Origin of the sequence: Allotamlana fucoidanivorans (assembly GCF_045788535.1) — a bacterium.
Classification (GTDB): Bacteria; Bacteroidota; Bacteroidia; order Flavobacteriales; family Flavobacteriaceae; genus Allotamlana; species Allotamlana fucoidanivorans.
The window spans coordinates 3,470,964-3,484,438 of the sequence record NZ_CP074074.1; the positions used below are offsets into that span (position 1 = coordinate 3,470,964).

General features: G+C 35.3%; 6 protein-coding genes. All 6 read right to left on the reverse strand.

The window, feature by feature from the left end:
• Nucleotides 1-3 precede the first annotated feature (3 nt).
• Nucleotides 4-2,385 carry a beta-galactosidase gene (locus KFZ70_RS14640; RefSeq protein ID WP_139698410.1) on the reverse strand — a complete coding sequence of 794 codons (2,382 nt, stop codon included), beginning with the start codon at nt 2,383-2,385 and terminating at the stop codon, nt 4-6.
• A 28-nt stretch (nt 2,386-2,413) separates the two neighbouring features.
• Nucleotides 2,414-4,291, reverse strand: coding sequence for a CRTAC1 family protein (locus tag KFZ70_RS14645; RefSeq protein WP_139698411.1), 1,878 nt, complete (start codon nt 4,289-4,291; stop codon nt 2,414-2,416).
• A 241-nt stretch (nt 4,292-4,532) separates the two neighbouring features.
• A complete protein-coding gene (locus tag KFZ70_RS14650; protein WP_139698412.1) occupies nt 4,533-6,098 on the reverse strand; it encodes an MFS transporter in 1,566 nt (521 codons plus the stop codon).
• 10 nt (nt 6,099-6,108) lie between these two features.
• Entirely contained in the window at nt 6,109-8,007 is a 1,899-nt protein-coding gene (locus tag KFZ70_RS14655; protein ID WP_139698413.1) for a CRTAC1 family protein, read from the reverse strand.
• 12 nt (nt 8,008-8,019) lie between these two features.
• On the reverse strand, nt 8,020-9,960 hold the full coding sequence (locus tag KFZ70_RS14660; protein ID WP_139698414.1) for a glycoside hydrolase family 127 protein: 1,941 nt from the start codon (nt 9,958-9,960) through the stop codon (nt 8,020-8,022).
• Nucleotides 9,961-10,305: 345 nt separating this feature from the next.
• On the reverse strand, nt 10,306-13,380 hold the full coding sequence (locus tag KFZ70_RS14665) for a sulfatase-like hydrolase/transferase (protein ID WP_139698415.1): 3,075 nt from the start codon (nt 13,378-13,380) through the stop codon (nt 10,306-10,308).
• Between the last annotated feature and the right edge of the window lie 95 nt (nt 13,381-13,475).

Genomic DNA, 13,475 nt, shown 5'->3' on the forward strand with positions numbered 1-13,475 from the left:
GCATTACTTAACTTTTAGCAATAGCACCTCTTCTGACGCTAAATCAAATTCAGCATCAACAGGGTTTTCCGTCATCAAATCATGAATAGTGACAGGGGTTCCAGACTTCAATGACAGCCTAATCTTTGCAGTGTCATGCCCTACATTAAGTAAATTTACTAGGTAGGTTCCATCTTCCTGTTTAACCACGCGTGAAATGGTTGTTTTATAATCTTTTCCATTGTTTGATTCAATGATAACATCAGGCATATAATCAGCCACCTCTTCTAAAGCTACTTTTTTAATTTCTGCCATATCAACATTCTTCATCTCCATTAGTTTGCCTTTGCCTGCCGTTAACTTATTGCTACGTTTTTTACCGTACTCGTTCATAGACAAACTTTCTTCTGAATCAATAATTACAGTGCCGCCATTATTTAAATACGATTGCAATGCATTAAATTCAGCATCCGTTATATATTTTGTTTTATAAACTACAACGGTATTCCATGTACTATTATCTTGTTTTTCAATAATATTTTTGGTTACAAAACCTAAGGATAACCCTTCAAAAAACAGAGATTTGTATAATTTACCAGTTTGTGTCATATAATCTGACGTATTGATAGCCGAGGTCTCCGAATAGAATAAACGTAACGGGCGTGGTTGTTTTCTTAAGGCTACAATTTCTTCTGAAAAACTATTTAAATCATACATTACTTGAGTCACTTCATTAGTTATATGTGGCTGCATATTGTTAGAACCTGCATAAGCACCTCCTAAACCAGGATCAAAGAAATCTAATTCACCTTCTAGACGGTCTTCTGGAGAACCATCTGGGTCACGCGCCCAAAACCAGCCCATGTTAGCATCCATGCCCATTAAAGTTGCCAACCAGTACACATTGCGAACATAACTTGTACGCGAATCTAAATCTCTCCACATACCTGAAGAAAGGAAATGAGATTCAGAGTTTACATTAATTTTATCAGGGCCTACCGACTCTAAAAAATCGTGTAGAATAGCCATACCATCCCATTTATAAGCATAATTTTTATACCAATCTGAATTAATATGAGGCCTAATACTTGGGCTTCCTAAAGCTTTTGCATCATGACCAATCATTGTTGTCAATTCAGTTAAAGCTTCAAAGTCCATACCGTGTGAACGAGAATCTTCATAGAATGTTCTTGGAAATAGTTTAATATGAGTATTAGCATCAGGATTAACAGCATGTAATTCATCTTGCATAAATTTAAACCAAGACGTACTTCTATCCATGTGGTAACGGTTCCAGTCATACCAAATAGGTTTACCTTGAAGCGCCGTATCAATTGGAATTTCTATTTCTACACCATTGAAACTTTTAAATGACGAATCCCAGTTGGCATTTAGCTTTTGAATATTGTTATTGTATTTGTTTTTTAACCAATTTCTGAAATTGTTCAAAGTATATGATGAAATACCATTCATTTCTTTAAAACGATAGGTCCAATGATTCTTTTCAGAATACCAATGTGGTTCGTTAGCAAAAATATAGCCTAATTCTGTAACCTTTTTACCTTTTGTAAGCTCACCTGTACGGCGTATGATTTTACCCCATAAATCGCGTGCTACGGGGTTGTCAATATCAAATCCCGTAAATAAAGAACGTCCTTTACGAATCTCAGGTTCTTTCTTTTCTACCCACTCTGGTATACCCATAGACCAATAGATTAAGAACCCAATATTGGTGTCGGGAATGCCTGTTAGCTCTTTCATTAACTCTTCATCGAAAGTACCATCCTCTTTCAATAGAAATGAATTGATCGCGCGATCATGGTCAACAGGGTATAAATTCTCACCTCCGTGGTATAACGCCCCTAAGTGATCATTATAAATATCTTTATTGGTTAGTGGTTGCCCTACTGTTTTTGAAAAGTAATCATAGGGAAAAGATGGTTTACCATTGCTCACAAACATATTATTACCCGCTTTGGTATTTTGCCAATCTACCTTATTAACAGGACGACGCTTAATGTCTCCCGCCAGTTCTTGATTTAATGTTTCAATACCTTTATCTAAAATTTGAATCACCTTTTGTCGTTCAAAATCTGGTAACTTGGCTGCTAATGAGTCTTTATTGTCCGCATAATATCTTTCGTAACCAAATGCCATGGCAATGGCTTCTGGATTTGCTTCATCCCAATTGGCAAACTTTAAAAATTGCTCTGAAAACCAAATTATGGTCTCTTCTCTAGTGACATCAATAGATTTAGACTGCGCATCTTCCATTAAGGATTTTAAGGTTTCTATCTTTTCTCTTGCTTCCTCTTCAAGAGATAATACTTTACTTTCCTGTTTACAAGCAGCCAATAAAAGGAAAACTGACAGGTATAAGAACGACTTTGCTAATACTGATTTCATTTTTTATTAGTATTTAATTTACTATAATTTAATTAGACTTCCCTACGTTATAGGTGGTATTTAATTTTACGATATCTAATGATTGCTTTTCACCATTACTCCATAACACTTCGGCCTCGTCAATTTTAGTAGATGTGCCAAGACCTATATGAAGATTGGTGTTTAAAGGATGTGAAAAATAGGACGATGTAGCACCAACCACACGTTTATAGATATTACCGCCCGCTTTTAACGTTAATATAGCACCAATAGGAGTTACTTTTCCTGAAGGCGAGTTGCCTACGTTTACCACCACATAATTATTATCTGATTTTAAATGGTTTGTAAACAAGTGCCAGCGGCCACGTTCGTTAGCATAAATAATATCTAAATCGCCATCCTTGTCGTAATCAAACGCATCAGCTCCCATACCCGTTGAACCGACTTCTTCTCTAACAATACCATGACCTTCAATTCTTTTGAATTGCTTTCCTTCATCATTGAGATATAAGAATTGTTCAATTTGTGACGCAGAATGACCGTAACGCACAATGTATAGATCAGACCAGCCATCATTATTAAAATCACCCACTGCAGAACTGGTGGTTTGCTCAGAAATATCAATACCCAGTTTTGCAGTTACATCCACAAAAGTACCGTTTTGATTTTCCAATAATTTAGCGGGTAAATTCTTCAACTCAATTGTTTCTGGTTTTTCTACCACGTTATGTATCACTCCTGATGTTGGCGCATTTGTAAAACCTTCTATACGCCAATAATCATTTCCCAAATAACCTATATACAATCCTTTTTTAGAGGTATCTTCTGGCCAACCTTCGGCTTCTTTTTGAGTTAAAGTAAAATCTTGATGCCCATGCTTGTCTAATTTACGCTTAAACAATTTCTTTTTGGCTCCAATAAACACATCAAAATGAGGAAAGGCCATTTGTAGGTTTTCAATTTTAAAATCACCCTTAATTTTTATACTATCGTGTTTAAACGGTTCACGACGTGCAAAGAAGTAAAATCTTTTGTTCTCGGTATCATAATCACTTTCAGCATCAAAAGCATGTTTTGATCGTGTTAAAAACAAATCGAAATCAGCATCATTATCAAAATCGATTTCTGAAACACTCGTGGTCAAATTAGTGTTTGTTAAATCGCCTAGTACTGTTTCGGTCACATCAGTAAATTTGTTATTAGCTTCTCCCTGAACAGCTATAACTTTACTCCCTCCATAGAAAATCATATCGGTGATGTTATCGTTATTGAAATCAACATACGTCATACGGTCATTAAAACGATCAGCATAAGGCAAAAATTTAGAAAATTTAAATTCCTGCTCTTCATCTTTTAAATATAAAAAATGGGCTTTATCGTTTTGATTTTTGGGAGGAAACGCTGTTAGTAGCAATCCTAAATTACCATCATTATTGCCATCAATAAACTTAACCGCACGCCCTCGGCTTGCTTTAAAATGCTTGAATTCTTTCTCTTCTGAAACACTTCTATCTAAATTAACAGTATAGGCTCGTAGTTTTCTAGGGTTTTTACCATCACCGCCGCCTGGTTGAACCAAAACTTCTAACAGACCGTCGCCATTATAATCACCAATAGCTATACCATGGGTATCCCCAAAAATAAACGGTTCTCCCCGCTCAAAAACACCTTTATTGTTCCAAAACAATTCAACACGTCTTGAATGTTCAGTTAGCAGCATATCCATATAACCATCTTGATCTAAATCTGCAATAACAGCGTTATCAAATTTTCTTCGTGAACGCTCCTCGCCTGGAAAAATAGCCTTGTCTTCTGAAAAACTTAATTCAGGCATATTATTATCATCATTTTGAGCACTTATAAAACTTGGTAGCATCAACATAGCCAAAAGTGCCAAGGTTAAATAACATATGTTATTCTTATTCATTTTAATATTTAGCTTTTAGATTGAATGAAAAAGAAATGATTAATTTAAAAATCAGATCAACTTCTTCTCTTTCACAAATGTTGAAATTATATAACGGAAATAATCTTATGTCAACTCTTAATACAAGGATTAATATTAATCACATCCTAACACATGTACTTCAATACATTGATAGACTTAGATTCTTTATTCTTACCTACTGTAATATTACATAGGCTACACCTAACTTCTCGAAGGCTACTTATTTAGATTGCAACTTGTCTTGAATTTCTTCTATAGTTAACCCTTTAGTTTCTACTAGGTATTTAAATAATATTATAAGACCTATGGCCACTACAATAGCATAAATCAACAACGTAGTACTTATACCGAATTGATCCAATTGCCATGGAAAAAACTGTTGTACTAACATACTAACCAAACTAGTTATTAACGTAATAGCAGGAATGGCTATACCTCGAATAGATATGGGGAATATTTCTGAAAACAACACCCACATAACAGGCCCTACAGAGAAATGAAAAGCCGCAATGAAACTCAAAATACCAAAGAAAATTAGCATGGCATTCATAGTGGCTGACTTTTGAATTAACAACCCAGAAAAATCACGAGCATCAGCTTCACCTAAAGTTTCTTTTAGTGCATTTTTAAACTCTGCATCACTTTTATATTCTACATCAACCATTTTTTTTAAACGCTCTGCATTTGGTATCTCTTTCATTTCAGAAACAGCATCGGCAGTAATGGTATATCTGGCTTGGTAAAAGCCGAATGAACACAATCCTAAACTTAAAACAATCCATATCATGCCATAAATAATTAAGGGCCTTCTGCCTAATTTATCTACAAGAAGTAATCCTAAAATGGTAAATACTACACTAGTAAGACCAATCCAAATAGCTTGCAAGAATGAGGCATCGCTTCCTATACCTAGTTGCTCAATAACTGTTTGGGCATAAAAAAGAATGGCGTTAATACCTGTTGCTTGTTGTGCAATAGCAATGGTTAGAGCAATAATTAAAGTAACCCGCATAGGTTTACCCATAATTTCTTTAAACTGCGCTCTTAATGAATGATCGCTTGAACTTTTGCTCAAACTATCTTGCATATCGTCAATATGTTGATCTACTTGATTTTCGGGAATAAGTTTTTTTAATGTTATTTTAGCTTCATCTATACGCCCTTGAAACATCAACCAAGACGGACTTCTAGGAACTATAAACAATAATCCAAGCCATAGTATGGCAGGAATAATTTCAGTACCAAGCATCCAACGCCATGTATTAGTATCAATACCCCATTCCGAAACCCATGGCGCTCCTGAACTGACTAAATCAATAATTAAATAGTTTAAAAAATAAGCAGCTGAAAGCCCTATCACAATATTAATTTGAATCATGGAAACTAATTTTCCTCGGTATTCTTGAGGAGCAATCTCTCCTATATACATGGAGGCCATTGAAATTGATGTAAATGCCAAACCTCCTAAAAATCTGGCTATAACAAGCATCACATAACTTGGTGCAAACGCCGAAGAAACGGCTGAAACAATATACAGAATGGCTATAATTTGAATAGCTCTTTTTCTTCCAAATCTATTACTTACCCATCCTGCAAAAAGTAAGGCTAACAATACACCCCATGCTGGAGCACTTACTACTGTGCCCAACTCTAAAGTTGATAACGCAAATTCTTTTGAAATGAATTTAGTTGTTCCAGAAATTAATGCTGCATCTAATCCAAACAGAAAGCCACCCATAGCTACAATGGTGGAATAGGTAAACGCATTTTTTTTATATGAACTCATAGGTTTTAGTTTAGTTAGTTCGTTTTTTTCCCACAGATATTTGGGTGTTAAATTTACTTATTTTATGTTCAACAGTTTCTCCGTTGGACCAAGTAACAATAATTTTTGCAGATTTCACATCAGCACCTAAACCAAAATGGATTAAATTATTAAAACTCAATGAATATTGAGCTGCTGTAGAACCTACGCGTTTTTGTTGTTTTTGATTTCCATATACTATGGTTACCATAGCTCCCAAAGCTGATACTTTTTTTGATGGCGCATATCCAATATTTACAATGGCATACTTATTATCTATGTCTGCTACTGATAACACATTTTTGAATAAATGCCACTTACCGCGCTCATTACCCACAACAACATCAACGTTTCCATCATTGTTGTAATCTAATGTTTCTACAGCCATTCCTATAGCTCCTAATTCTGGGGACATGATATTAGGATTCTCAAGCTTTTTAAATATTTCGCCATTTCTATTAGCAAAAATGATGGCTTTATTCTTATACACTAAATTACCTCTTGGTACAACGAGAATATCTGAAAACCCATCATTATTAAAATCTGCAATAGCCACAGCACTCGAATTATCGTTAAAAAACACACCTGCCTTTTTTGTTACATCATGAAATTTACCTCCTTTGTTTTCTAATAACATATCAGGAAGTCCTTCTTTATGATTGTAGGCTGGATAATTTTTAACACCATGAACAACACCTGTTGCAGGTGCCCAAAGAAACCCAGCAATGCGCCAACTATTATTTCCTACAAACCCAATATACCAACCTTTTTTGTCTTCATAATTAGTGTTGTCAGGAAAACCTAGTGCGTTACTATTCACTAATCGAATGTCTTTTCCTGAATGTGTTTCTCCTTCAAACTCATAATCATATGAAGCTTCGCCAATAAAATAGGTATCGTTGTTTGGCCACTGCGATTGAAAATTTTCAAGACTTAGAATATCTCCGGCTTCTAAATCTTCAAACTGAAATTTACCCCGTTTAGTAAAAAACCCAAAGTCTTTGGTCTCTGAATTAAAGAATGTTTCACCTATTTCAAAGTCATGCCCTCGGGTAAAATACAAATCAAAATCACCATCATTATCAAAATCAATCTCGGCAACTCCTGTTACATTATCAATATCAAAAGGCAGTACTTTTTTGGTAACATCTTCAAAGGTAAAACCGTCACCTCCTTTATATATTTTAACCTTACCATGACCGTACATAACAAGATCTAAAACTTGATCTCCGTTATAATCTGTCACTAAAACTTTTTGTCCATCTGCTTTACTTGGTGCCAAAGTATCTTGTAAAACGAGCTCGCCTTGGCCGTTATTCTTATAGATGTAATTTTCGCTTTTCCCTTTTTTTGAAGCATCAGGGAACGCAAAATTCAGGAGATCTAAGTTACCATCATTATTAATATCAACAAATTGAACGGTTCTTCCTCTCATTAATGCTAAAGGTTCCTTAAAATCCTTCATAGGTACAAAATCTCTTCCTACAACACGATACATCTTTGAATTTCTAGCATTACTACCAGAACCACCGCCACGAGACATAATAACTTCTATGTTACCGTCTAAATCAAAATCGCCTGCTGAAACACCATGTAAATCTCCCATAATAATATCGAAGGGCTTAGCAAACTTACCTTTGTTATTCCAGCACACCTGAATACCATAACCATGATCATTAATTAACAGGTCTAAATATCCATCTTGATCTAAGTCTGCCACCACAGGTGCATCCCACTTTCTAAGATTTTTTTCCTGTCTTGGAAAATCTTTCTTAGCCTCTACAAACCAACCTGTACTGGTTTGAGCAGTACACACGTTAAAAAAAAAGAAATAAGCAATTACCAATAAAGGTAATTGCTTTAAAACATCATATCTATTTCTTGATCTCATAAGATATATTTATTAATTCCAGACAATTGGCATAAAAACAGTCATTTCTGCCTGCCCCCTATTGCTCCAAGCAAAGTATGGCACCAACTGTGTTTGGTAAGCTTCCCATTGCGGCTTACTTACACTTCTATACATGCCTGCTTTATTGTCTTTTCTTAATAGCAATTCGCTTTCAATTACAGTTACACCACCTAAGAAATCTGATTTATGAACCGCCTTAAGTTTTGAATCTCCATTAAAATACACATCAAGTATCTCAGTGTTTTCAGGTAAATCAGGTGATTCTATACAATATACTATAGGTCCTCGTTTTACTGCAATTTGATTCCTTACTTCTTCTATTCTTGGATGCCCTTCAATAAGTTTTATAGGCATTGGAAGATTTAAAGTAATAACATCTCCCTTAGTCCAAACACGATTAATAGTTGAAAACTGACCAGATTGCACATCTTGATCCAACGTTTTGCCATTCACTTGAATGGAAGCGCCTTCAGTCCATCCTGGTATTCTCAGTTTAATATCAAACGCAGATGATTTGCACTCTTCAATTGTTATGGTTACTAAACCATCCCATGGGTAATTGGTTTCTTGAGTAAGTTTTAAATTTGAACCATCTTTTAACTGTGTCTCTAATTGGTTGCTTCCAAAAAGATTGACTGACAGACCATTTTCTGCAATACTATAAGACCAACCTGATACTTTTGCAATGGTTCGTACTAAGTTTGGCGGACAACAAAAACACTCTAAATAAGGCTGTCTGTTTGGTGTTTCAGTAACATCGGCATGCGCCTCATAATCTCTTGTATTATTAACCATTCTAAGTGGATTGGCATAGAAATAATCTTTTCCCTCAACGCTAATACCCGACAATCCACTATTATATAATACCAACTCGATAATATCTGCGTATTTAGATTCGCCATGAATATTTAACATACGGTAGCTAAACATGGCATTACATAAATTGGCACAAGTTTCATTATAGGCAGTCATGTTAGGCATCATGTACTCATCAATAAAACCTTCCTCTATCATATCAAGGTTGGTAGAAGCCCCATAATGTGCTTGCCCCACAGCTCCTGTTACGTACATTTTTTTATCGGTAACATTTTCCCATAATCTATCTAAAGCATCTATTAAGGCCTGTTCTCCAGTTTCAGAATACACATCGGCCGCACCAGCATAATAATACAACGCTAATACAGCATGACCCACCGCTTCTTCTGAAATTCTTAGTGGCGTTCTTTCCTGAACCATATCGCCAATAGGATAACCTACTGTGGTAGAGTCGTGTTTTACTTCATATTTACCCCTATTATTAATAAATTTTTCAGCTAAGCTTAAATAACGCTTATCTTTTGTTGTTCTGTACAGCTCAACCAAGCCCATGATTTGTGTTTGATTAAACCCGAAACGACCATAATGTTTGGTCTCTGGCATAAAAATCACATACATCAAATCGGCATGTTTTATGGCAATATCTAAGAAGTTTCTTTGCCCTGTTACTTTATGATGTATACAAGCACTTATTAATAAGTGCCCACTGTTATACATTTCATGGTATTTACGGTTCTCATACCTATCTGCATCATTGCTTAATTGTATTTGAGTTTGTAAGTATCCATCATCTTCTTGTGCTTTCCCAATAATGCTAATATATTCATCAATCTCGCTAAGAAGTTTTTCATTCTTTGTATACGCATATACACATGTTTTTGCTTCAACAAACTTGTAAAAATCACCATCATGCCAAAACATACCTTTGTGCTCTCCTTCTTTTTCTCCAGCTGCTATTTTAAAATTATTTAACGCATGCCCCACATCGCCACACAAAACATTTCCCATATATGGCACCATAACCTCCTCACATTTTTTGAATTTATCAGCCCAAAAACCTCCAGTCCAATTACATGACCCGATGTTTATTTCCTTTAGTTTTTTATACGTACTCATTTTATTATTCTTTCGTTATTATGTAACTATTTTAATTAGTTTGTTTAATTTAACTATGTTTATAAGTGATTTGCTGCTTTCCTTCTTGGCAAATCTTCTTTTAAACCCTTTCTATTGAGTTTTTTCATGAATTATTAGTAAACCAAAATTAATTTAAATTCACTTCCATTTATTGATATATTTTACCAAGTATCAACTCAATTTTATCTTTGAATATACATCATTTTACTGCAATCAGAAAAAGAAAACCCATTGCCAAAAAAACAACGGGTTTCTATTTCTAAAAAAACGATTTATTAACTAAACTAACTTTTTATGACTGTTCTTTTAGAGGTAAGTTTGATATTATAATTTGACCACTTTTTCTATAATTAGAGTGCTATCTGCTTGTATTTTAAAAAAATACATGCCTGTTGGTAATGAAACTAAATTGATATTGGTTTCTGAATCCTGAGAATTAAATTCATTAACTAACTGCCCTGTATTTGAAAGCACTTGCACACTTACTTTGGTATATTTTTCTGAAAACTTTAGTGTAATATAATCTCTTGTTGGATTTGGATAAATTTGTAATCCGATAGTACTTTTTTCAATAGGTTTTGAAGATAAGGTTACACCTCCTAAGATGATATCTCCATCAATTCCTCCTACCGATTTTGAACTATTCCAAAGGGCATAAGCATTATCTTCATTTACATTCCAATTGATATGATTATAAACACTTGCTCTTACTTGATTTGGTGTGCCTGAAGTTCCACCTATATATACGCCGTAATTTTTATCCCATTTGTTAAGCGCTATATCTCCACCCGTTACGTCTATATTAAAACCAACCAAAGCTGTTGGCAAATCACAAAAGGAATTACCGCCACCAATACCCCATCCAGCTACTTGAACGCTTCCGCCATTATCAATTCCATTAGTATTTAATCCTGTTAACCACAAATCGCTATTATCGGCAGGATGCATGGCTGAATCACCCGCATAGATTAATACAGTATCTCCAGCAGGTGATAAATCCCAATCACCATCTGTTCCAAAGGTTTGCGATATATTACCTACCTGTGTTTCTATTCCCGCTATTACCGTAGTAACTACACCACTTCGTTGTAATTTAAAAATAGTCCCTGCTTCATGAGTATCTGTTGCTGTCCAACTAAATACATCATCAATGGAATAAGGACCACTATTACCTTCATTGAAACTACCATCGGTATTCCAACCTCTGTTTGAAAAACTCAAACTTGTTCCTGCGGTAATTTCTTTTAAAATAACAAAAGCTAGTTCACCCACATTTCCGCTTGCTGCCTTATATCCTACAATGGCAACATCACCGGCAGTTAACTGTGTAGGCAAAATCACATCAAAAATTAAAATACTTGCAGGGGTAGAATTCACAGAGCCGACTGTGGTAGATTGCAATGTTATGGTTACTGACTCACTTGCCTCTTCCATACTATCATCTCCCGCTACAATAGTAATTTCAGATGAATTGGTTCCTGATGCGATGGTTATATTTCCTGTAAGGGTGGTATAATCGTTACCAGCTGTGGCTTCACCACTTACGGTGTAGGTAACATCAATATCTTCTGATGCTAGAATCCCTTCTGGCAAGCTCACCTTAAACACACCATTCACATCGCCTTCAATAGCATCCGTTTCACCTGTTATACTAATTTCACTAATTTCACTTTCTAAGAGCAATTCATTACTTTCAAACAACCTATTGTAACCTGGCAATGTACCGTCATCCCATAAAAAGCTATGAGGGTGCCCTGCACCACCATCGTCATTATCAAACCATTGTGGCTTTACATCTTTAAACTCTTTTACTGTAGCCACCGCTTTATCAAGAATATCTTGAATAATTTGCTCTGCATTAGGTTCAGAAGCTCTTAAATCGGTCGTTTCGCCAGGATCATTTTCTATATCATATAAACGCCAGCTCCCGTTACCGCCAGTCTTTACAATTTTCCATTGTCCGTTAGCAATACCACCATTATGAAAACCATTATATGGTCTCATAATTAAAATATTTTCACCTGCTCTTGGATCTGTGCCTGCTATTAAATCATCCATAAAATCTACTCCATCTAATACCTTTTCTTCTGGAATAGTTCCTCCTGCCATATTTACCAGTGTAGGATAAATATCAAGAGCACTTAATTGATGGTTGTAATACGCTTTTGACGTAATTTGGTCTGGCCAATGCACAAACATAGGCACTTTATGCCCGCCTTCATTAACACTACCCTTTAAAGCCGCTAAAGGATAATTAACAGCTCCTTTACTATAAGTATACCCCCCATTATCACTTAAAAATATAATGACCGTATTATTAAATTCATTCATATCCTTTTTTAACTCTGTGACAAGGCGACCAATATTTTTATCCATATTAGTGACCATAGTAGCATAAGTGATTCTAGCTTGAGTAAATTCTTCAATTTTAGCTTGTCTTGCGGCCTCTATAGCATCTTGTTGTTCTTGAGGTGTTAGGGCATTATAAGCAGCATCTCCCATAGATGCTCTTGCCTCATCTTCCATTTTATCATCACTTACCTGATTTGCTTCAGACATATAGGTACTATTTCTAACCAAGTCTTCAAAATCTGGGTTATCGGATTTAAACTGAGCTATTTCAGCATCGGGTGCTTCTAAAGGTGTATGCGGTGCATTGTAAGCCAAATACATAAAATATGGATCGCTAGAAGGTGCATAAGTGTTTATGTAAGAAATAGCTTGATCAGTTAAAACATCGGTTAAGTAATCTTCATTTGCAGCATCGCTAAACTCACTTTCAGCCACATAACCACGATCACGCCATAAAGGATCTTGATATTCATTCGTTACTGGGTTACTTCCACCCAATCGGTTATAAAAGTTATCCTCATAACGCTCTTCAAAATAGTATTTTCCACCACCTAAGAATCCGAAGAATTCATGAAACCCTCTATCTAATGGTTGATACGAGCCTTCTTCAAAACCTAAATGCCATTTACCAACAGCAATTGTATTATAACCTGCATCTTGCAAAAGTTTAGGGAAATAAGTTTCATTAACAGGCACACCTAAATCACTGGTTATATCGTTTGGAAGATTGTATTGTGCTCCAATTCTATGAGGCATCATTCCCGTTAATAGAGCAGCTCTACTGGGGCCACAAAATGGATGTGCCACGTGTGCATTTTTACAAATTACACTGTTATCTGCTAATGTGTTTAAATTTGGTGTTGGTATAATTCCCAAATCTGCGGGAAACCCAGCTTCTCTATTAAAACCAACATCACCATAACCTAAATCATCTGCCAAAATAACAATTATATTAGGTTTCGTATTGGCAGTTTGGGCTTGAAGTTGCTTTGAAGAAATAATGGAAGTAATAAAAAGAAAAATAAATTTAAGTTTGTTAATACGCATTATAGCTATTATTTAGTTTAGACAAACAAAAATAATAGTCACAACTAAGTATCATTGGTTAAAAATTAACCATGATTAACACTGACTTAACCTAT

Coding starts and splice junctions, on each gene's coding strand:
- KFZ70_RS14640 (WP_139698410.1), bottom strand. CDS start 2,385: ATGAAATCAGTATTAGCAAAGTCGTTCTTATACCTGTCAGTTTTCCTT.
- KFZ70_RS14645 (WP_139698411.1), bottom strand. CDS start 4,291: ATGAATAAGAATAACATATGTTATTTAACCTTGGCACTTTTGGCTATG.
- KFZ70_RS14650 (WP_139698412.1), bottom strand. CDS start 6,098: ATGAGTTCATATAAAAAAAATGCGTTTACCTATTCCACCATTGTAGCT.
- KFZ70_RS14655 (WP_139698413.1), bottom strand. CDS start 8,007: ATGAGATCAAGAAATAGATATGATGTTTTAAAGCAATTACCTTTATTG.
- KFZ70_RS14660 (WP_139698414.1), bottom strand. CDS start 9,960: ATGAGTACGTATAAAAAACTAAAGGAAATAAACATCGGGTCATGTAAT.
- KFZ70_RS14665 (WP_139698415.1), bottom strand. CDS start 13,380: ATGCGTATTAACAAACTTAAATTTATTTTTCTTTTTATTACTTCCATT.